The sequence below is a fragment of the Actinocorallia sp. API 0066 genome (assembly GCF_020991275.1).
Taxonomy (GTDB): domain Bacteria; phylum Actinomycetota; class Actinomycetes; order Streptosporangiales; family Streptosporangiaceae; genus Actinocorallia.
Genome location: NZ_JAJLQY010000011.1, coordinates 1 through 20,493, shown reverse-complemented (window position 1 = coordinate 20,493; position 20,493 = coordinate 1). Strand labels below are relative to the sequence as shown.

At 70.6% G+C, this 20,493-nt stretch carries 17 protein-coding genes; 8 read left to right on the top strand and 9 right to left on the bottom strand.

Annotated features, from left to right (window positions below):
• Positions 1-95 precede the first annotated feature (95 nt).
• From rsmG to LO762_RS25080, 3 genes are all read left to right on the top strand, one after another.
• Positions 96-791 carry a 16S rRNA (guanine(527)-N(7))-methyltransferase RsmG gene (gene rsmG, locus LO762_RS25090; protein WP_230618481.1) on the top strand — a complete coding sequence of 232 codons (696 nt, stop codon included), beginning with the start codon at positions 96-98 and terminating at the stop codon, positions 789-791.
• 116 nt (positions 792-907) lie between these two features.
• Entirely contained in the window at positions 908-1,816 is a 909-nt protein-coding gene (locus LO762_RS25085) for a ParA family protein (RefSeq protein WP_304523703.1), read from the top strand.
• Between the two features lie 31 nt (positions 1,817-1,847).
• Entirely contained in the window at positions 1,848-2,849 is a 1,002-nt protein-coding gene (locus LO762_RS25080; protein ID WP_230618480.1) for a ParB/RepB/Spo0J family partition protein, read from the top strand.
• 236 nt (positions 2,850-3,085) lie between these two features.
• On the opposite strand, the gene LO762_RS25075 is transcribed toward LO762_RS25080, so the two are convergent.
• Positions 3,086-4,006, bottom strand: a complete 921-nt coding sequence (locus tag LO762_RS25075) for a D-alanine--D-alanine ligase (RefSeq protein WP_230618479.1) — start codon at positions 4,004-4,006, stop codon at positions 3,086-3,088.
• A gap of 1,415 nt (positions 4,007-5,421) precedes the next feature.
• Positions 5,422-6,657, bottom strand: a complete 1,236-nt coding sequence (locus LO762_RS25070) for a PLP-dependent aminotransferase family protein (protein ID WP_230618478.1) — start codon at positions 6,655-6,657, stop codon at positions 5,422-5,424.
• Between the two features lie 170 nt (positions 6,658-6,827).
• Between LO762_RS25070 and LO762_RS25065 the strand changes: the two genes are divergently transcribed.
• Positions 6,828-7,445: a GNAT family N-acetyltransferase gene (locus LO762_RS25065; RefSeq protein WP_230618477.1), complete on the top strand. Its 618-nt coding sequence runs from the start codon at positions 6,828-6,830 to the stop codon at positions 7,443-7,445.
• 135 nt (positions 7,446-7,580) lie between these two features.
• Complete coding sequence (locus LO762_RS25060; RefSeq protein ID WP_230618476.1) at positions 7,581-8,696, top strand: DNRLRE domain-containing protein; 1,116 nt, start codon at positions 7,581-7,583, stop codon at positions 8,694-8,696.
• Positions 8,697-8,841: 145 nt separating this feature from the next.
• Here LO762_RS25060 and trxA read toward each other — a convergent pair whose 3' ends face one another.
• Positions 8,842-9,156 carry a thioredoxin gene (gene trxA / locus LO762_RS25055; protein WP_230618475.1) on the bottom strand — a complete coding sequence of 105 codons (315 nt, stop codon included), beginning with the start codon at positions 9,154-9,156 and terminating at the stop codon, positions 8,842-8,844.
• Positions 9,157-9,159: 3 nt separating this feature from the next.
• Positions 9,160-10,095 (bottom strand): thioredoxin-disulfide reductase, encoded by a 936-nt coding sequence (gene trxB / locus LO762_RS25050; RefSeq protein WP_230618474.1) that lies wholly within the window; start codon positions 10,093-10,095, stop codon positions 9,160-9,162.
• Between the two features lie 125 nt (positions 10,096-10,220).
• Here trxB and LO762_RS25045 point away from each other — a divergent pair, with 125 nt between their 5' ends.
• On the top strand, positions 10,221-10,781 hold the full coding sequence (locus LO762_RS25045) for a dienelactone hydrolase family protein (RefSeq protein WP_230618473.1): 561 nt from the start codon (positions 10,221-10,223) through the stop codon (positions 10,779-10,781).
• A 116-nt stretch (positions 10,782-10,897) separates the two neighbouring features.
• Here LO762_RS25045 and LO762_RS25040 read toward each other — a convergent pair whose 3' ends face one another.
• The 5 genes from LO762_RS25040 to LO762_RS25020 all read right to left on the bottom strand — a co-directional run bounded on the left by LO762_RS25040 (position 10,898) and on the right by LO762_RS25020 (position 17,704).
• Positions 10,898-11,584: a hypothetical protein gene (locus tag LO762_RS25040; RefSeq protein WP_230618472.1), complete on the bottom strand. Its 687-nt coding sequence runs from the start codon at positions 11,582-11,584 to the stop codon at positions 10,898-10,900.
• Positions 11,581-12,264, bottom strand: a complete 684-nt coding sequence (gene sigM, locus LO762_RS25035; RefSeq protein WP_230618471.1) for an RNA polymerase sigma factor SigM — start codon at positions 12,262-12,264, stop codon at positions 11,581-11,583. The genes LO762_RS25040 and sigM overlap by 4 nt, the downstream gene beginning before the upstream one ends.
• Entirely contained in the window at positions 12,261-13,799 is a 1,539-nt protein-coding gene (locus LO762_RS25030) for a protein kinase family protein (protein WP_230618470.1), read from the bottom strand. Before LO762_RS25030 ends, sigM begins: the two co-directional genes overlap by 4 nt.
• Before the next feature lie 100 nt (positions 13,800-13,899).
• Positions 13,900-15,600 carry a murein biosynthesis integral membrane protein MurJ gene (gene murJ / locus LO762_RS25025; protein ID WP_230618469.1) on the bottom strand — a complete coding sequence of 567 codons (1,701 nt, stop codon included), beginning with the start codon at positions 15,598-15,600 and terminating at the stop codon, positions 13,900-13,902.
• Positions 15,575-17,704 (bottom strand): DUF6049 family protein, encoded by a 2,130-nt coding sequence (locus tag LO762_RS25020; RefSeq protein WP_308104520.1) that lies wholly within the window; start codon positions 17,702-17,704, stop codon positions 15,575-15,577. The genes murJ and LO762_RS25020 overlap by 26 nt, the downstream gene beginning before the upstream one ends.
• A gap of 106 nt (positions 17,705-17,810) precedes the next feature.
• Between LO762_RS25020 and LO762_RS25015 the strand changes: the two genes are divergently transcribed.
• Positions 17,811-19,238, top strand: coding sequence for a CCA tRNA nucleotidyltransferase (locus tag LO762_RS25015; RefSeq protein ID WP_230618467.1), 1,428 nt, complete (start codon positions 17,811-17,813; stop codon positions 19,236-19,238).
• Positions 19,239-19,323: 85 nt separating this feature from the next.
• Positions 19,324-20,493, top strand: a 1,170-nt coding sequence (locus tag LO762_RS25010; RefSeq protein ID WP_230618466.1) for a serine/threonine-protein kinase, incomplete at its 3' end; no start/stop codon positions are given.

Sequence of the window (20,493 nt, the reverse complement as noted above, 5' to 3'; positions counted from 1 at the left end):
GCACGGTTCGGGGTCCTTCTTGCATCTCGCGCCGGGGCTGTGGTGGCGCGGCGGTGCCGCGCATGTGGAACCATCGTGGACTGTGGGGAAGAACGATGACTGACCAGCCGCCCGAGCCCGTCCCGCCCGTCGCGCACGAGGTGTTCGGCGCCGCCCTTCCCCTCGCCGAACGCTACGTCGAACTGCTCGCCACGGCCGGTGTCGAACGCGGGCTGATCGGGCCGCGCGAGGTCGGCCGACTGTGGGAACGGCACGTGATCAACTGCGCGGTGCTCGGCGAGGCGGTGCCGCCGGGCGCGTCCGTGGTGGACATCGGCTCCGGCGCGGGGCTGCCCGGCCTGGTCCTCGCGATCGTCCGGCCCGACCTTGACGTCACCCTGCTGGAACCCCTGCTGCGCCGGACGACGTTCCTCAACGAGGCGGTCGCCGAGCTCGGGCTGAAGAACGTGGCCGTCCGGCGGGGGAGGGCCGAGGAGGTCGTCCGGGAGTTCGCCGTGGACGTCGTGACGGCCCGCGCCGTCGCCCCGCTCGACCGGCTCGCCCGCTGGGGGCTGCCCCTGCTGCGGCCCGGCGGCGAGCTGCTCGCCCTCAAGGGAGAGCGCGCGGGGCAGGAATTGGCAGAGGCTGAGGCGGTTTTGGGCAAGATGGGTGTGCGGACGGCTGAACTCCTGCTGGTCGGTCAAGGTAAGGTCGATCCGCCGACCACGCTCGTTCGGCTCGTCGCCGAACGGCCTCCCGAGCGCGGAGGCAGGAAGAGCAAGCAGCGGAAGGGTCACCGGTCCCGCCCATGACTGAGCCCTCTTCGACGAAGGAGACCGCGGTGGAGCCGTCATCAGGTCACGCGTTCAGCATGCAGGGGACGGCCGAGACGGCTTCCGTCGAGCCGCGTTTGGAGACCGAGGCACCCATGGATTCACGTGAAACATTCGTGCCGGCGCCGAGCCCTCCCGGAGACACGCCCGTCGCGCGCGCCGCCGCGGTGGCCCGCGAGGTGATGGCCAAGCGCGGCGACCGCGAGTGGCCCCGGCCCGCCAAGACACGGGTGATCACCGTGGCGAACCAGAAGGGCGGCGTCGGCAAGACCACCACGTCCGTCAACCTGGCCGCGGCGCTCGCGATGCACGGGGCCCGCGTCCTCGTCGTCGACCTGGACCCGCAGGGCAACGCGTCCACCGCGCTCGGCGTCGACCACCACGCGGACGTCCCGTCGATGTACCACGTGCTCATCGAGGACCTCCCGCTCGACGACATCGTCGTGGCGTCGCCGGAGCTGCCGAACCTGTTCTGCGCGCCCGCGACCCTGCACCTGGCGGGCGCGGAGATCGAACTGGTGTCCAAGGTCGCGCGTGAGTCCCGGCTGCGCCGCTCGCTCGACTCCTACGACAAGTCCAAGTTCGACTACGTGCTCATCGACTGCCCGCCGTCGCTGGGGCTGCTCACCGTGAACGCCCTCGTCGGCGGCGAGGAGCTGCTCATCCCGATCCAGTGCGAGTACTACGCGCTGGAGGGGCTCAGCCAGCTCATCGGCACCGTCGAGCTCGTCACCTCCCACCTGAACCAGACGCTGAACGTCTCCACGATCCTGCTGACGATGTACGACGCGCGGACGAGGCTGGCCTCCCAGGTCGCCGAGGAGGTGCGCTCGCACTTCGGGGAGACGGTCCTCAAGACGGTCATTCCCCGGAGCGTCCGGGTGTCCGAAGCGCCCAGCTATGGGCAGTCCGTCATGACCTACGACCCGGGCTCGACCGGGGCGCTCGCCTACAGCGAGGCGGCGTCCGAGATCGCGCACCGCTGGGCCGAGGTCGCGTCGTGATCAGCATCGAGTACGTCTACGGGGGATGGTCATGAGCGCTTCACGTCAGCCGCGCGGCCTGGGCAAGGGCCTCGGTGCGCTGATCCCGACGGCCCCGGTCGTCACCACCCCCGCGCCGGTGCCCTCGTCGGCGCCGCCCGCCGCCGCGTCCGCCGTGCCCGGTTCGTCGGTGCTGCCCGAGCTCGTCCCGGTGGCCGGTGCCCGGTTCGCGGAGCTGCCGGTCGCGTCGATCTCGCCGAACCCGCGCCAGCCGCGCACCCACTTCGACGAGGAGGCGCTGGAGGAGCTGGCCACGTCGATCTCGCTGGTGGGGCTGCTGCAGCCGGTCGTGGTCCGGGAGCTGTCGCCGGACACGCCGTTCGAGCCGGCCCGGTACGAGCTGATCATGGGGGAGCGGCGGTGGCGCGCGTCACAGCGGGCCGACCTGCCCAAGATCCCGGCGATCATCCGGGAGACGTCCGATGACGACCTGCTCCGTGACGCGCTCCTGGAGAACCTGCACCGCCAGCAGCTGAACCCGCTGGAGGAGGCCGCCGCCTACCGCCAGCTCCTGGACGACTTCGGCGCGACGCACGAGCAGCTCGCCGCCCGTATCGGCCGCTCCCGCCCGCACATCACGAACACCCTGCGTCTGCTGAACCTGCCGCCCGCCGTCCAGCGCCGCGTGGCCGCGGGCGTCCTGAGCGCCGGTCACGCCCGCGCCCTCCTGGGCCTCTCCTCCCAGGAGTCCATGGAGTCCCTGGCCACCCGCATCGTCGCCGAGGGCCTCTCCGTCCGCGCCGTGGAGGAGATCATCGCCCTCCGCGACGCCGACACCCCGGCCCCGGCCCCCACCCGCGCCTCCCCCCGCAAGCCCACCGCGCCCGGCCTGGAGGCCATCGCCGACCGCCTGAGCGAACGCTACGAAACCAAGGTCCGCGTAGACCTGGGCTCCCGCAAGGGCAAGATCGTCGTCGAGTTCGCCACCCTAGAGGACCTAAGCCGAATCCTCTCCACCATGGCCCCAGACACCGACCCCCCCACCACCCCCTGAACCTCCCCCCTCCCTCCCCCACAAAAGGGCCTCCCACCAGGGAGGCCCTTTCCCTTTCCCCGGCCCCTGTTTCACGTGAAACGACGAACGCTGGCGGCGCGCGGCAGACGCACTGTTTCACGTGAAACGGGCGCTGCGGCGACGTCGGCGGGTGCTGCTCGGAGGAAGGCTCGGCGCGGTGGTCGCGGCCGGGTCGTCGGCGTGTTTCACGTGAAACGGTGGGGCTTGGGGGTGGGTTAGGGGGTGGGGGGGAGGAGTTGGGGGATGGTGAGGTGGGCGGCGTGGAGGGCCAGGGGGAGGAGGCTGGTTTCGGTCATGCCGGGGGCTACGTTGACTTCGAGGAGGTGGGGGGTGTCGTGGGGGGAGATGATGAGGTCGGTGCGGGAGAGGTGGCGGAGGCCGAGGGCCTGGTGGGCGGTGAGGGCGGCTTCGCGGGCTCGGGTGGCGGCGGTGGGGGAGAGGCGGGCCGGGGTGACGAACTCGGTCTGGCCGGCGGTGTAGCGGGCCGTGTAGTCGTAGCGCTCGTTCAGGGGGATGATCTCGACGGCGGGGAGGGCGGTGGGGACGCCGTCGACCTCGACGACGCTGACGGCGACCTCGGTGCCGGTGATGAAGCGTTCGATGAGGGCGACGTCGCCGTAGGAGAAGCAGCCGACCATGGCGGCCGGGAGCTCGGCGGCCTCGCGGACGACGGAGGCGCCGAGGGCGGAGCCGCCCCGCGTCGGCTTCACAAAGAGCGGCAGGCCGAGCCGCGCGACGATCGCGGCCAGCACGGCGGACGCGCCCAGGTCGTGGAAGATCTCCTTCGGCAGCGTCACCGACTCGGGCGTCGCCAGGCCCGCGGCCCGCACGATCGCCTTCGCCGTCGGCTTGTCCCAGGCGAGACGGCAGGCGTCCGGCCGGGAACCCACATAGGGGATGTCGAGGAGTTCGAGGACCTCACGGATCGAGCCGTCCTCCCCCTCAGCTCCATGCAGGACGGGAAAGACAAGGTCCGGCGGGTCCTCCGCGAGCAGCGGAAGCAGCGCCGAGTCCGCCTCCCGGATCTCCACCTGGAATCCCGCGCCCTTGAGCGCGTCCGCCACCCGCCGTCCCGAACTCAGCGACACCTCCCGCTCATAGGACATGCCACCGGCCAACACGATCACCCGTTCCATACCCAGGACCCTAATGCTCCCCACCCCACCCGAGACCCCCACCCCACCCCCATCCCCACCCCACCGTCCCCCAACCCCACCCCCGACCCCCCACCCCCAATCAGCCCCCGTTCCACGTGAAACAACCGCACCACACCCACCACCCCGCCCAGCGCGACACCCCCCACCCACCCAACCCCGTTTCACGTGAAACAGCCGCGCCACACCCACCGCCCCGCCCAGCGACACCGCCCGACCCAGCCCCGTTTCACGTGAAACACCAGCCATGCACCGCGCTACCGCCTCGCGCAGCACTACCGACGGGCGCTGACACCGCTCCACGTGAGACAGCCGTGCCGCGCACACCGCCCGCCCCACACAGCGACACCACCCAGCCGCCTACCGCCGTTTCACGTGAAACATCAGCCATCACCGCTCTGCTACCTCGCGCAGCGCTGTCCACGGTGACCGCCGACACCGTTTCACGTGAAACATCAGCCAGCACCGCGCTGCTGCGCCGCGCAGCGCTGCCGACGGGGCCAGCCCCGTTTCACGTGAAACAGGACGGTGGAGCACCGGACTCGGGATGTCGCAGTGAGGGCAGCGTGCCCCGCCTCACCACGGGCGTACGTGAGCGACTGGGCCTTAGGCGCTGATCCGCCTGCTGGGCGGCACACGACGGTGCCGACCTGACGTGGCGTGGGCACTGTGCTTGGCAAGGCCGACGACGCCCCATGGCGTCGGCCGTGAACGCCGCCCGTGCGCTGGGCCGAAGGGCGGCGTGGCGCGCGATGAGTGACGCCGTGCTGTCCTCGGCGAGGCGGGCGGCACAGCTGGGTCGGTGGATGAGCGGCATCGTGCGCTGGGCCCGGGTGGCGGTGTCGTGCGGGATCGCCGTAGGGCGTCCGCCGGTGTCGGCGACGGGTGATGCTGAGCGCTGGCCGGGTCACGGCGTCTCTCAGGAGGGGGCAGGGTAGTCGCCGTTGTTTCACGTGAAACGCTGTGGTGTTTGGCTCCAGGGCGCCTTGCTGTGGTGGCGTCGTGGCCCGGAGGGCTACTGCGGCGGTGTGCCGGAAGCGGGCACTGTGGGGGCGGGCGGGTGAGCTGGCGCCGATGTGCTCGCCGGGTGGTGCGGGACTGGCGGGGTCGAGGGGGGTTGTGTTTCACGTGAAACGGGGGCGTGGGGAGTGCGATGTTTCACGTGAAACGCGAAGCGGGCGCTGGTGGGCGTCGCAGGGGGTGCGGGTGGTGTTGGGCTTCGCTGTCGGGAGTGGGAGTGGGAGTGGGAGTGGGAGCGGCCGGGGGAGGTGTGTTTCACGTGAAACGGGGGTGTGGCTTGCTGGGTGTGGGGTGGGGATGAGGGAGTGGGTGGGGGAAAGGGGAAGCCGCCCGGTCCCCTGGGGGGAGGGCGGCTTCTGGAGGGGGGAGGGGTGGGGTTAGTGGAAGGTGTTGCGGAGGTCTTGTTCTTGGTGGATGACGGTGGCTAGGCGGGTGATGCCTTCGCGGATTCTGGTGGGTTCGGGGTAGCAGAAGGAGATGCGGAGGTGGCGGTGGCCGGTGCCGTCGGAGTAGAAGCCGGTGCCGGGGACGTAGGCGACTCGGTTGGCTAGGGCGAGGGGGGCCATGGTTTTGGAGTCGAGGCCCTCGGGGAGGGTGAGCCAGACGAAGAAGCCGCCGCCGGGGCGGGTCCAGGTGGTGCCGGGAGGCATGGACTCCTCCAGGGCGGACAGCATGGTGTCGCGGCGTTCGCGGTAGAGCTCGACGAACGACTTCACCTGGTCGCGCCACGGGTGGGTGGCGAGGAACTCGCGGACGGCGAGCTGGGTCAGGTTGCTGTGCGAGAGGATCGCGGACTCGGCGGCCAGCACGAGTTTCGCGCGGACGGCGTGCGGGGCCAGCGCCCAGCCGACACGCATGCCGCTGGAGAACGTCTTGGAGAACGAACCCAGGTAGATGACACGCTCGGACTCGTCGGCGCGCAGCGGCCTGGGCGGGGGAGCGTCGAACGACAGCAGCCCGTACGGGTTGTCCTCGATGATGAGGAGGTCGAACTCCTCGGCCAGGGCCAGGACCTCGGCGCGGCGCCGCACCGACAGCGTCACACCCGCCGGGTTCTGGAACGTCGGGATCGTGTACAGGAACTTCACCCGGCGACGTTCGGCGCGCAGCCGGACGAGGGTCTCGCGCAGCGCCTCGGGAATGAGCCCGTACGCGTCCATCGGCACGTGTACGACGTCGGCCTGGTAGGCGGCGAACGTGCCGAGCGCCCCCACGTAGGACGGCGACTCGGCGAGCACCACGTCACCCGGATCAACAAAGATCTTCGTCAGGAGGTCGAGCGCCTGCTGGGACCCGACGGTGACGGTGACGTCCTCGGGCGAGGCGGTGATGCCCTCCAGCGCCATCACGTCGCAGATGCGCTCGCGGAGTTCCGGGTCGCCCTGCGCGGAGCCGTACTGGAGGGCCTCGGCGCCCCGGCTGGTGACGAGGTGCTGGAGCATCGCGCCGACCGCGTCGAGCGGGAGCGCGTTGACGAACGGCATGCCCCCGGCGAGGGAGACGATCTCGGGGCGGGAGGCCACGGCGAACAGAGCTCGGATCTCCGAAGCCACCATGCCACGGGCACGGGCGGCGTAACGGTCGAGATGCGAGTCGCTGCGTGTGGTCTCCATGTCTCTGCCTCCTGATGGGCGCGATGGCCGATACCCCACCGTACGGCACGGGCTGGGGGTCCCGCCGGGCGGTATTGGATACGATGCCGGATGGGCTATTCCGGTTGGCCTTCGGGGGGCCGAGGGGTGGCTCCTTCGAACCAGTCACCGACGGGAGAAGGTGCGCGCCGGTGTCACGTCGCGTTGTGAACATCACGCTCGACAACCTCGACGACCTGCCGCGACGCTGCCGCACGTGCGTCTTCTGGGAGCTCGATCCGGTGAGCCGGGGGCGGGCCGTCGACGTCGGCGACCCGGGCCTGGAGAAGGAGGCGTGGGTCTCCGCGACGCTCCTGGAGTGGGGGAGCTGCGGCAAGCTCGTGTACGTCGACGACGTCCCGGCGGGGTTTGTGCTGTACGCCCCGCCGCTTTATGTACCGCGTTCGGTGGCGTTTCCGACCAGTCCGGTTTCCGCGGACGCGGTGCTGCTGATGAACGCGCACATCGTGCCGGACTTCGCGGGCGGCGGCCTGGGCCGGATGCTGGTGCAGGGCGTCGCGAAGGATCTGACGCGGCGCGGGGTGAAGGCGATCGAGGCGTTCGGCGACCTGAAGGGTGAGGAGGGCGCGTGTTTGGTGCCCGCCGACTACCTGCTCGCCGTCGGATTTAAGACGATTCGTCCGCATCACCGGTTTCCGCGGCTGCGGCTCGATCTGCGATCGGCCCTGTCGTGGCGTGAGGACGTCGAGGTGGCCCTGGAGCGTCTTCTTGGGTCCATGACCCTGGACGGAGCCTTGCGGCCCGTCTGAGGCGATCTCAGAGCCTCGGGTAAATAGGGCGATTTCCGGCAAGGGTGACGGAACGGATACGACCGTGGCGCGCGCCGAGCCGGGGCGCTAGGCTCCGGCTCCGTCCCCCCACCGTGCCGGAGAGGCCCCCGTTTCGTGAAAGCACGTCTCCTCGCCGTCGCCGTTTCGGCGGCGGTGGCCGCGTCCGCCTTCCAGGTCCCCGCGCTCGCGCAGCCGGGCGGCGCCGACTCGCGCGCCGCGGCGTCGGCCCGCGCCGCGAACGGCAACAAGCTCGCCTGGGCGCGGGTGTCGAGCAAGCAGCCGAAGAAGTCGTTCTACAACAAGAAGACGACGGTGCCCGTCGGCAGGCAGAACGGCTCGGTGCACCGCGCGTACTTCCGGATGACGCTCGCGGACGCCTACTACGAGGACCGGATCACCTCGGTGAAGCTCGTGGTGCCGGTGTCGTCGCCGAACCCGTGCCGCAAGGGCGGCGCGCCCGCGGTGACGGTGCACCTGACGGGCGGCTTCACCAAGAAGACGACGTGGAAGAAGCAGCCGAAGGTCGTCAAGAAACTCGGCACGGTCAAGCCGAAGTGCGCGTCGAAGTCGCTTGAGCTGACCCTCACCAAGACGGCCGTCGGCGTCATCAACAAGGGCGGCAGCACGCTGACGCTGCGGCTGTCGGCGGCCAACGAGAAGAAGCCGAAGGGCTTTGTGCGGTTCACGAACAAGGCGCGGCTGGTGATCCGGGCGTCGAGCGACACCGTCGGCGGGCCCGGCGGCGACCCGGGCGCGAACCCGCCGGCGCCGGTCGAGGGCGGCACGTTCACCCCGGCGGGCGCGGCCGCGCCGATCCCGTGCGGCTCGGGCGCGACCCGGCCGAAGATCGCGGTGACGACGGGCACGTTCGGCGGCACCACGTCCGACCCGGACGGCATGTTCGTCGGCCTGCGCGCGCAGTGGAAGGGCGGCCCGGCGACGGCCCCCGACGCGGGCGCCCAGGTCGCGCTGTCGGCGATGCAGTTCTCCGACCCGAACGAGAAGCGCACGTTCGCGTTCGCCGCGGGCGCCGGTGTGTTCGCCACCGAGGGCGTCTACAGCTGGCGGCTCCAGGCCCGCGACGACGTCCGCGCGAGCGGCTGGACCGGCTGGTGCGAGTTCGAGGTCGACCTCCCCGGCGTCCCGGCCCCGCCGGTGCCGCCCGCCCCGCCCGCCCCGCCTGCGCCCCCGGCGCCCCCGCCCGCCGGTGAGGACGGCGACGACGCCTAACCCCCAAACACCCTTTGACGGCCCGTGCCCCAAGATCGAGAACCGGCACCCCCGTCCAGCGCCCTTCCTAAGAGCGCCGCACAACAAGCAAAAGGCCCGGAATCAGCCTTCCGATTCCGGGCCTTCGCGTGTCTCAGGGCACGTGTTACAGGAACTCGGCAAGCTCCCGCAGCAGGGCCGCCTTCGGCTTCGCCCCCATGATCTGCTTGACGACCTCGCCGTCCTTGTACACGAACAGCGTCGGGATCTGCATGACCCCGTAGTCGCGCGTGGTGTTGGGGTTCTGGTCGATGTTGAGCTTGACGATCGAGATCTTGTCGGCGTGCTCGGCGGAGATCTCCTCAAGGATGGGGGCGACCATCCGGCACGGGCCGCACCATTCGGCCCAGAAGTCCACGAGGACGGGCTTGTCGCTCTTGAGTACGTCGGTTTCGAAGCTCTGGTCGGTCACTGCCTGCATGGTTCAGCCCTCCTGAAGGTCCTGAAGGTAGCGCTCGGCGTCGATCGCCGCCGAGCAGCCGCTGGCCGCGGCCGTGATGGCCTGCCGGTAGATGTGGTCGACCACGTCGCCGCAGGCGAAGACGCCGGGCTGCCTGGTCTTGGTGGTCGGGTGCTGGACGGTGAGGTAGCCGTCGGCGTCGGCGTCGAGCTGGCCTTTGAAGAGTTCGCTGCGCGGGTCGTGGCCGATGGCGATGAACAGCCCGGTGACGTCGAGTTGGCCTTCCTCGCCGTTCTTGAGGTTGCGGACCCGCACGCCGGACACCTTGTTCTCGCCGAGGACGTCGATGACCTCGCTGTCCCACAGGAACGTGATGCGCTCGTTGGCCAGCGCCCGCTCCTGCATGATCTTGCTGGCGCGCAGGGTGTCGCGCCGGTGGATGACGGTGACGTTGGCGAACTTGGTGAGGAAGATCGCTTCTTCCATCGCGGTGTCGCCGCCGCCGACGACGGCGATGTTCTGGTCGCGGAAGAAGAATCCGTCGCAGGTGGCGCACCAGGAGACGCCCCGGCCGGAGAGTCGCTTCTCGTTGGGCAGGCCGAGTTCGCGGTAGCCGGAGCCGGTCGCGACGATCACGGCGTGCGCGTAGTGGTATTCGTCGCCGACCTTGACGACCTTGGGGTTCCCGGTGAGGTCTACTTCGGTGACGTCGTCGGTGACGAGTTCGGCGCCGAACCTTTCGGCCTGCTTGCGCAGGTTGTCCATGAGGTCGGGGCCCATGATCCCGTCGGGGAAGCCGGGGAAGTTCTCCACGTCCGTGGTGTTCATCAGCGCACCGCCCGCACTGATGGAACCTTCGAAGACCAGCGGCTTGAGGTCCGCCCGTGCCGCGTAGATCGCCGCCGTGTATCCGGCTGGACCGGACCCGATGATGATCACGTTGCGGATGTCGGTGCTCACTGCTGTTCCCTCTTCTCTCGCGCCCGCTGGCGGTTCTTCGGGGGCGACAACGAATCCTAAGGCCCGCTCATTCCCTGCTGGGTGAGGGGCCCGCCGCCCCTTAGGGTAGGGATGTGGCCGCCATCATGTTGTTTCACTCCGTCTACGGATTGCGTCCGGCTGTGGAAGAGGCAGCGGAACGTCTACGCGAAGCGGGACATGTGGTGCATGTGCCGGATCTGTACGGGGGTCGCACCGCGACGACGGCGGAGCAGGGCAGGCAGATCCTTGACGAGATCGGCAGGGACGAGCTGCTGGTCCGCGCGGCGAGGGCGGCGGCCCCGCACTCGGAGGAGGGCCTGGTGTACGCGGGGTTCTCGCTGGGCGCGGCGATCGCGCAGACCCTCGCGCTGGCGGACGAGAACGCCAAGGGCGTCCTGCTGGTGCACGGCACGTCGGATCTGGCGGAGGACGCCCAGACGGAGCTTCCGGTCCAGCTCCACGTCGCCGATCCGGACCCGTTCGAGTCGGCGGACTGGTTGAACTCCTGGTACCTGGAGATGCGCAGGGCGGGCGCGGACGTGGAGATCTTCCGTTACCAGGGCGCCGGGCACCTGTTCACCGACGCCGGGCTTCCCGACTTCGACGCCCACTACGCCGACCAGGCATGGGCGATCGCGCTGGACTTCCTCGCCGAGGTCGGCTGACCCCGCGCTGTTTCACGTGAAACAACGCGCCTGCCCCCGGCCGAATCAACGCTGTTTCACGTGAAACAACGAGGGCGCCCCCGTCAGACGGAAGCGCCCCAAAGCCGTCGAATCGCCTAGCGCCGGATCTCCGCGAGCGGCGCGCACCCGGCCCCGGCGACGTGGATCGTCACCCCGTCCCCGCCCGACCCCACGACGACGATCAGCGCCTCCACGCCCTCGTACCGCGCCACGTCCACGAACGAGACACGTCCGGCCGACACCAGGGACGCCACACAGGCCGCCTGTGCGGCCGTCAGGGCCACCGCGTCCTCCGCGCGCCGCTGGGGCGCGGTGAACGTCCGCAGGGCCGCCTCGGTGTAATCCGTGCCGCTGGCGGCCACCGGGTAGGACGGCCCCTCGGCGGCGGGCGGCGTGATCGTCAGCGGCCCGCTCTGGTCGGCCGCGGTGAGCGACCCGTTGGTGAGCGCGAACAGCCCGCCGCCCGAGACGACGACAGCGGCGGCGGCCACCGTGGCGAACCGGACAATCCGGGCGCGACGCCGCGAGGCGAGGTCGACGACGGGGGCGCCGCGCGTCGCCTCGGCGAGCAGCGCCGCGTCAAGGCGGGCGGCGAGGCTCGCGGGCAGGACGGGCGGTGGCGCCTCGGCCAGCAGCCGGGTCACCTCGCCCAGGTCCGCGTTGTCGGCGGCGCACCGCTGGCAGCGGGCGAGATGGCCGCGCACGGCCTTCGTGGTCTCGTCGTCGAGCAGTCCTTCGGCGAGATCCGCGAGCACGTCGAGGTCGTAGTGCCGACCGGTCATGACGCGCCCCCTCCTTCTTCGAGCACTGGTGAGCCACCCTGCCGGGGAACGGCGGGAACGTCAGTACCAACGTTCGAGGGTTCGACGCGGTTGCCGATCCGGCGGTTCCGTAGATGCCGGAGATGTGGCGCGAGCCTCGCCCGGCCCCGCGCGCACCTGCTCTTGACGGTGCCGGGTGGCACGTCCAGCACCCGGGCGGCGTCTTCGACGGAGTAGCCCATCATGTCGACGAGCACGAGGGCGGCGCGCTGCTCGAACGGCAGCCTGGCCAGCGCCTCGGTGACGTCGAGGGTGACCTCGTGCGCGGCGGTCGGGTCGCCGGTCCTGGGCGCGACGGCGTCCAGTGTGTCGGTGTCGGGGAGGTTGACGGTCGGTCGTACCGCTTTGCGGCGGATCCGGTCGAGGCAGGCGTTGACCACGATCCGGTGCAGCCAGGTGGTGACGGCCGAGTCGCCCCGGAACCTTCCGGCGGCCCGGTAGGCGGACAGGAAGGCGTCCTGGAGGGCGTCGGCGGCCTCCTCGGGGTCGCCGAGGGTGCGCAGCGCGACGGCCCACATCCGGTCGCGGTGCCGGGTGACGATCTCGGCGAAGGCGTGCGGATCGCCCTGGGCGTGTCGCTGGAGGAGTTCCTTGTCGGGGACCGCCTCGCCGACCCTGCCGCGTCCGAAGAGCACCATCATCCGGTCCCGAAGACGGTGGCCTCGCCGACCTGGAGTTTGCCGGACGGCGGCCCCTTGGGGAACCACAGGATGACGTAGCGGCCGGTGACGCCCGGCACGGCGATCTCGTTCTTCCCGGCGGTGAGCGTGCCGGAGATCGGGTCGCTGAGGGCGGCGCGGTCGGCGGCGTCGCCGATGTACAGCAGGTAGGGGGCGCCCGCGCCGGTGGCGGGCACGTTCAGGGTGACCCTGCCGATGGCGGCCGAGTCCGACAGCGTCAGCCGGACGCCGACGCCGTTGAGGTAGTTGCCGAAGATCGTGTCGGAGTACTTCTGGGTCTCCCAGAAGGTGCTGTTCTTCCCGTCCTTGATCTTGCCGGCCGTCGGGCCGACGGCGTTGTCGTCGTGGCCCGGGTGCTCGGGTTTGACCTCCTGGAGGCCCTCGGCGGCGGCGATCGGCAGCTTGGGCCCGACGCCGGGCCCGGCCGGGGCGGCGGGCTCGGTGGCCGTCGCGGACGGTTGCGGCGTGGGGGAGTCGTCGCCGCCGAGCGCCCAGGCGGCGACCCCGATGACGATGGCGGCGCCGAGCGCGGCGGCCCCGACGAGCGGCCCGTTGACCTTGCGGCCGGTGCTCTCGGCGGGCTCGGCGACGGGCGGCTCGGGCAGCCGCGCGGTGCGGGTGGGCGAGGCGGGGCGCGGCGCGGGCACCGTCCTGGCCTCGGCGGGGGCGGGGCGCGGCCGGTTGATCACCGACGGCGGCGGCCCGGACTGGAGCCCGGCGAACAGCGGCAGCGGGGTGCGCGGCACCTCGGTGAGCGCGGCGGCGACCTCGCCCGGCGTGGTGAGCGGCTCGGTGGCCCCGGCGAGCTCCATCGCCCGGCACACGATCGCGTCGACGGCGGCCGGGACGTCGCCGCGCAGCTCGCGCGGCGGCGTGAACTCGCCGTCGGTGTCGGGCGCGACGGGCAGCGACGATTCGGCGGCGCCGCCGGGCCAGTGCCCGGTGAGCGCGGCGTAGAGCATCTGGCCGAGCCCGAGCGCGTCGAGGCGGGCCGGGTCGGCGGTGGTGACGCCGCCGAGCACCGCGTCCACGCCGAGCCCGGTGAGTTTGACGGTGCCGCCGGTGGTCCACACGAGATCACGGGCGGTCAGGCACAGATGGGACATTCCGGCGGTGTGCGCGGACGCCAGCGCCTCGGCCGCCTCGGAGACGAACCGGGCGGCCCGGCCGGGCGCGAGCGGCCCGTCCTTCAGGATCATCTGCTCCAGCGTCTCACCGCTGACCCACTCGCTGACGACGTAGGCCAGCTCGCCGGTGTCGTCGGCGTCGAAGACCTGGGTGAGCCGCGGGTCGGTCAGCCGGGAGGCGGTGCGGGCCGCGGTGACGACCTCGGCGGCACGCGGGAAGTCGGGGGCGAAGGTGCGGACGGCGACGGCCCTGGCGAGGATCTCGTCGATGGCCTTCCACAGGGTGGAACCGCCCGATTCGCTGACCTGCTCTTCCAGCCGGTAGCGTCCGGCGAGGCGGGTTCCGGGCTCAATGACGGACGTGCTCATGACCAACCCCGGCAACTCCGGCAGGCGGTCGCGCCGGAGGTGACGCTGCGCCGCACATCTCGAATCCCATGGTGCCTGACATCGTAGTAGGGGCGAGGGGTTAGCGCAGTCCCGGAATCCGGGCGCCGAGCGTCCTGGTCATCGTCTCGACCTCGGAGATCCGGAGGATCCGCGCGGCCACGAGGTAAAGGATGCCACCACCGAGGCCGCCGACGACCAGGGTGGTCAGTGAAGCGAACAGTCCGGTTCCGGCCCATTTTTCGATGAGCAGGTGGCAGGCCACCGCGAACGCGGCGAGCGGACCGGCGGCGGCGAGCATCTTGACGTGGGCGGCGATGATCCGGCCGCCGTCGATCCGGCCGAGCAGGCGGCGCAGCAGCAGCGCGCACACGAGCACGCCGACGCAGTTGGTGACGACGAACGCTCCGGCGATGCCGACCACGATGTCCTCGGTCGGGAGGAGTTGGAAGGCCAGGAGCGCGGTGGCGATGTTGACGGCGACCGTCACCACGGCGACGAGCGCGGGCGTCCTGGTGTCCCGGTGGGCGTAGAAGACGCGCAGCATCAGCTGGTAGACCGAGAACGGGATCAGCGCGATCGCGAGGGCCTGCATGATCCGGCCGATGACGGCGGCGTCGGCGGCGCTGGTGTTGCCGTGCGCGAACAGGGCGTTCACGATGTCGGGGGCGAGCGCCAGCATGTAGGCGGCGCCGGGCACGATCAGCACCGAGGAGAGCCGCAGGCCGGAGGAGAAGTCGTCGCGGACGGCGGCGACGTCGCCCTCGGCGGCGTGCCCGCTCATCCGGGGCAGCAGCGCGGTGATCACCGAGACGGCGACGATCGCGTACGGAAGCTGGAAGAACTGGTAGGCCGTCGCGTAGGACGCGTACCCGTACGCCTCACCCAAGCCTTCTTGCGCGCCGCGTAGGCCCGCGGTGTTGCTCAGCCGGGTGACGACGAGGAACCCGATCTGGGTCAGCACCACGTAGCCGAGTGTCCAGCCCGCGGCCTTGCCGACTTGGCCCAGTTCGCCCTTCTGGAAGTCCAGGCGGGGCCGCCAGCGGAACCCGGTGCGGCGCAGCGCGGGCCACAGCACCGCGGTCTGGAGCACGATGCCGCCGGTCGTGCCGACCGCCAGCAGCAGGAACTCGGCCTGGGTGAGGTTGGCCGCGCTGGGCGGGCCGCCCTTCTGGACCACCAGGAACGCGATGCCGACGCCGATGACGACGAGGTTGTTGAGCACCGGCGCCCACATCGGGGCGGCGAAGGAGTTGCGGGTGTTGAGCACGGCCCCGGCGAACGCGCCGACCCCGTAGAAGAAGATCTGCGGCAGGAAGAACATCGCGAACAGGACGGCGAGCCGGAGGTCCTCGCCCCGCAGATCGGATCCGCCGTAGGCGCGCATGATCAGCGGCGCGGCGAGTACGGCGATGAGCGTGATCACCGCGAGGGCGATGAGCGCGATGGTGAAGAACCGCTGCTCGTACCTCTCGCCGTACTCCTTGTCCCGCTTCTTCGCCTGGACGATCAGCGGCACGATGACGGAGCTGAGGATGCCGCCCAGCAGCAGGTCGTAGACGATGTTGGGGATCGTGTTCGACAGGTTGTAGATCGAGCCGAGGATGCCGTTGCCGAGCGCGATGATGATCACCGCGCTGCGCACGAACCCGGTGACGCGCGAGGCGATCGTGCCCAGCGCCATGAGGGCGCCCGACCGCATCAGGCTGGAGGCGGCGCCACCCGCGGGCCGTTCCTCCTGCCGCTCAGCTGGCCGCTCAGCCGGCTGCTGCTCCGTGGTCACGGGCTTCCTCCTCCTTGCGCCGCCGCCGCGCGCGCATCCCCCGGAAGCCTACGCCGACCACCAGCACCGCGAGGGCACCAATGGTGATGAAGAGGCCAACGGCGGAGACTCCGGTCGTATTCACGTCGACGGTACTGGAGTTGATCTCCTGCCCCGCCTCGTTGAGGATCTGCACCTTCACCGGGATCTTGTTGTTGAAGGAGCTTCCGGTCGGCAGCTTCACCGCGACCAGGAAAGTGTCCTTCTGCCCCGCCTCGATGGGCCTGGTGGAGACGAACACGTCGGGGTCGCGGGCCTCCGGGAACACGAGCCTGCCCGGCGGCGTCGAGGCGATCCTGATCTGGATCCGCACCTGGCCCTCGGTCAGCTCGTTCACCGCCGTGAACTTCAGCACACCCGACGATCCGGCGAGCTGCTTGACCTCCTCGCTCGCCAGGTTGATCTTGCTTACGGACTGCGTCACCGCGCGTTCGGCCTTCGCCTTGAACGAGTACGCCGCCTTGAGCCGCTTGCCTCCGCCGCGCCAATAGATGGACGACGTCCTCATGGGCGCGCGCAGCAACCGGTAGTCGGGCTCCTTGGGGAACAGCCCGGCGAACGCGTTCGCCTTGTTCACCATGCCCTTGACGCCGTCCACGTACGTCCGGCTGAACTCGTTGGCGGCGTCCGGATAGGTGACGAGCTGGCGTTCGTTCGTCCGGTTCTTCGGGGCGCCGACCTGGCCCAGCGTCGTCGGCTGGAGCCAGGCCGAGCGGGCGTCCCTGTGCGCGAGGAGGAACTCGGCGAAGTCCGCGGACGGGTTCCAGCGGCGCTCCGGGGCGACGATCAGCGTCCGGGACGTGCCGGGCGCCTCGGCCGTCATCAGGGCCGTCTCGGCGAGATAGCGCTGGCGGGCGGCCAGCGCGCCGGACACGCTCCTGGTGTCGGCGCTGATCACCTGCTGGATCGTCTCGTCGAAGGCGAGGGCCGGCTTGCGCTTGCCCGAGGACGTCTCGACCAGGTGGGCGGCGCTCGGGGTGTGGCTGAGGCCGCCAGCGGGCTGGAGCTGGTCGCTGCTGAGCAGGAAGGTGCTGCTGCCCTGGGAGCCGTTCCGGACGAGCCGGTCGAGCGTCGCCTGGTTGATCGTGCCGTTCGCGGGCCACGCCAGCCTCGGGTACTTCTCGGCCGCGCCGAGCACCTCCGTGCCGAGCTTCTTGTCGGCGTAGGCGGCCTTGACCAGGCCGGACAGCTTCCGGTTGACCAGGGAGACGCTGTCCACGTCCGCGTAAGGCGTCAGGAAGAACTGGTTGCCGTCCTGCTTCACGTAGGTACGGAGGCGTTCCAGCCACTTGCCCGCGTCCTGGTTGGCGGGCCGCTCCTCGCCCTCCACCTGGTAGGGCGACTTCATGGCGTCGACATCGGTGACGAGAGCGGGGTCGATGGCCAGCGTCACTGCGGGGGAGCCGGAGCCGAGCGCGTCCACGAGGGTGTGGAGGCGGTTGCCCCTGGCGTCCGGGTCGAGGGAGAGGGCTAGGGAGTCGTCGACGAAGGACTCGTCGGTGGTGCGGTGCTGGGCGTCGATCAGCGGCCAGACAAAAGCGACGCGGGTCGGCTTGATCGTCTTCTTGGCGTCCTTGGGGACGTAGTTCACGAACGTCCTGGCCGAGCCGAGGCCGCCGCCCGCGTTCGTCGCCCGGACGGCGATCGGGTAGACGGACAGGTCGTTCGAGGCCAGGCGGACGGCGTCGCCGCTCAGGGTGAAGGACTGGGAGCCGCCCGCAGGCAGGTCGAAGGCCCTGGAGGTGTTGAGGGGCGTCGTGGCGGTGCCCTCGCCCGTCCCGGCCGCGAACTCCGCGAGCTGGCTGCGGGTGGTGAAACGGGCGCCGGAGAAGGCGGTGAGCTGGACGCCGCTGACGTCGGCGGGCCCGGTGTTGGTGACCTTGCCCTTGATCGTCACCTTTTTGTGCTTGGGGCCGAGCACCGAGGGCGTCACCGACTCCAGGACGACCGAAACCGCGTCTTTCCTGACCTTCTGGGCATGGGCGGGGGCGGCGGCCACGGGAGCAAAACCCGCGCCCACGATGAGCATGACTGCACCGAGCGCAGCCGTAAGCCGTTCCCTCACTGAGGCTTCGTTCCCCGCGGTGTCACGGCTCGATGGTAGTGGCCGCGCGGAGGGCTCGGGTTAACAGGTTTGGAGCCGATCGCGTTCCGGCCTAGGCTTCTCCGTTGTGTCGAACGAGGAACAGCGCAAGGCCCTGGCCACCCTGCTCGGCCGGGTGATCCCGGCCGAGGCCGAGGAGCTCGGCCGGATCTTCGCCGCGGCGGGGCACGAACTGGCGCTGGTCGGCGGGCCCGTCCGGGACGCGCTGCTGCGCCGACCCGTCAAGGACCTCGACTTCACCACCGACGCCCACCCGACCCGCGTGCTGGAGATCGTCGAGGGCTGGGCGGACGCCGTCTGGACCATCGGCATCGAGTTCGGCACGGTCGGGCTGCGCAAGGGCGAGCACCTCCTTGAAGTGACGACCTACCGGAGCGAGACGTACGACCCGAAGTCGCGGAAGCCGGACGTCTCGTATGGGACGTCGCTCGTGGCGGACCTCCGGCGGCGCGACTTCGCCGTCAACGCGATGGCGGCCCGGCTGCCCGGACGTGAGTTCGTCGACCCGTTCGGCGGGCTGGACGACCTTCGGGCGCAGCGGCTCCGGACACCCGGCCGTCCCGAGGACTCCTTCAGCGACGACCCCCTCCGGATGCTGCGCGCCGCCCGGTTCGTCGCCCAGCTCGGGTTCACCGTCGATCCGGCCGTCATGGCGGCGATGAAGGAGATGGCCGGGCGGATCGAGATCGTCTCGGCCGAGCGGGTGCAGGCCGAGCTGTCCAAGCTGATCTGCGGATCGCACCCGCGCGCGGGCCTCGCCGTCCTGGACGCCTCCGGCCTTGCCGCTTACGTCCTCCCCGAACTGCCCGCCCTACGCCTGGAGATAGACGAGCACCACAGGCACAAGGACGTCTACGAGCACTCCCTGATCGTCCTGGACCAGGCCATCGCCCAGGAGGAGGACGGCCCCGACCTCGTCCTGCGCCTGGCGGCCCTCCTCCACGACATCGGCAAGCCCCGCACCCGCGCCCACCTGCCGGGCGGCCGAGTCTCGTTCCACCACCACGAGGTCGTCGGCGCCAAGATGACCAAAAAACGCCTGACCGCCCTGAAGTACCCCAAAGAAGTCATCACCGACGTCTCCCGCCTCGTCGAACTCCACCTCCGCTTCCACGGCTACGGCGACGGCGAATGGACCGACTCCGCCGTCCGCCGCTACGTCCGAGACGCAGGCCACCTCCTCCCGCGCCTCCACAAACTCACCCGAGCCGACTGCACCACCCGAAACCGCCGCAAAGCCGACCGCCTAGCCCGAACCTACGACGCCCTGGAAGAACGCATCGCCCACCTAGCCGAACAAGAAGAACTAGGCAAAATCCGCCCCGACCTAGACGGCACCGAAATCCAACAAATCCTGGGCATCCCCCCAGGCCCCCTGGTCGGCAAAGCCTACAAATTCCTCCTCGACCTCCGCCTGGACCAAGGCCCCCAACCCAAGGAAACCGCCAAAACCGCCCTCCTCACCTGGGCCAAATCCGAAGGCGTCATCGACTAACCCCCAGCTCGACGGGTCGTCGGATCGGTCACGATTTTGGTAGTTGGGATGTTGGGCGGCCCGGTGGGTGTGGTTATGTGCCACTGTGACGCGGGATGGGGCACGGGTTGTCGTCGGCCGGTATCGGTTGGTCAAGGTGCTGGGCGAAGGCGGCATGGGCGCGGCCTGGCGCGCGTGGGACGAGCGGATGCGCCGCGACGTCGTCCTCAAGCAGCTGAAGGCGCCCGCGACGCTGGGCGCCAGTGCGCGTGACCAGTTGGTGGCGCGGATGGAACGCGAGGCACGGGCGGCCGGGATGCTGAAGCACCCGAGCATCGTCACCGTCTACGACCAGTTCCACGACGAGGACGGTCTGCCGTGGATCGTGATGGAACTCGTGCGCGGCCCGTCCCTCGCCGAGGTCATCCAGCGTGACGGCCCGTTGCCGGAGCCCGAGGCGGCCCGGATCGGCGCGCAGATCGCCGCCGCCCTCGCCGCCGCCCATGAGGCGGGAATCATCCACCGCGACATCAAACCCGCCAACGTGCTGTTGGAAGGCGCACGGGTCGTCGTCACCGACTTCGGTATCGCCGCCGTCGATGGGGAGGTCACGCTCACCGCCGTGGGCGCGCTTCTGGGCACCCCCTCCTACATGGCCCCCGAACAGGTCAACGACCGAGAAGCCACCCCCGCCTCAGACATGTGGTCTCTGGGGGCGACCTTGTACGCCGCCGTAGAAGGCCGCCCGGCCTTCACCGCGACGAACACCGCGGCCCTCCTCCTGGCCGTCTCCCGCGGCATCCCAGCCCCCACCACCCGCGCCGCTCTCCTCAAGCCCGTCATCAATCACCTACTGCGCCCGGACCCCGCCGACCGTCCCACCGCCAGCCAAGCCGCCACTGCCCTGCACCAAGCCACCTTCCCCCCTCCCGCTCCCTTCCCCCCTCCTGCTCCCGTCCCTCCGCCCGTCACTCCCAGCCGACCCGGCACGCCTCGTCCACCCGAGACCACCCACCGTTCCACTCCACACCCTCAGCCGCAGGGGCTCTTGACCCGCCGCCGCCTGATCACACTCCTGGGCGCCACCGGCCTGACCGCCGCCCTCCCCACCGCCTACCACACCCTCAACCAGGAGAACTCGCCCGAGAAAATCATCCCCACCCCTGCCCCGAAGACCACCCCCCGCTATGACCGAGCCCTCACCGGCCACACCAGAGGGGTCTTGTCGGTGGTGTTCAGTCCGGATGGGAAGGTCCTGGCCTCCGGCAGCGCCGAT

Bases quoted from the DNA above. Each gene is read 5' to 3' on its own strand.
- rsmG (WP_230618481.1), top strand. From the start codon at position 96: ATGACTGACCAGCCGCCCGAGCCCGTCCCGCCCGTCGCGCACGAGGTG.
- LO762_RS25085 (WP_304523703.1), top strand. From the start codon at position 908: ATGGATTCACGTGAAACATTCGTGCCGGCGCCGAGCCCTCCCGGAGAC.
- LO762_RS25080 (WP_230618480.1), top strand. From the start codon at position 1,848: ATGAGCGCTTCACGTCAGCCGCGCGGCCTGGGCAAGGGCCTCGGTGCG.
- LO762_RS25075 (WP_230618479.1), bottom strand. From the start codon at position 4,006: ATGGAACGGGTGATCGTGTTGGCCGGTGGCATGTCCTATGAGCGGGAG.
- LO762_RS25070 (WP_230618478.1), bottom strand. From the start codon at position 6,657: ATGGAGACCACACGCAGCGACTCGCATCTCGACCGTTACGCCGCCCGT.
- trxA (WP_230618475.1), bottom strand. From the start codon at position 9,156: ATGCAGGCAGTGACCGACCAGAGCTTCGAAACCGACGTACTCAAGAGC.
- LO762_RS25045 (WP_230618473.1), top strand. From the start codon at position 10,221: ATGTTGTTTCACTCCGTCTACGGATTGCGTCCGGCTGTGGAAGAGGCA.
- LO762_RS25040 (WP_230618472.1), bottom strand. From the start codon at position 11,584: ATGACCGGTCGGCACTACGACCTCGACGTGCTCGCGGATCTCGCCGAA.
- sigM (WP_230618471.1), bottom strand. From the start codon at position 12,264: ATGATGGTGCTCTTCGGACGCGGCAGGGTCGGCGAGGCGGTCCCCGAC.
- LO762_RS25030 (WP_230618470.1), bottom strand. From the start codon at position 13,799: ATGAGCACGTCCGTCATTGAGCCCGGAACCCGCCTCGCCGGACGCTAC.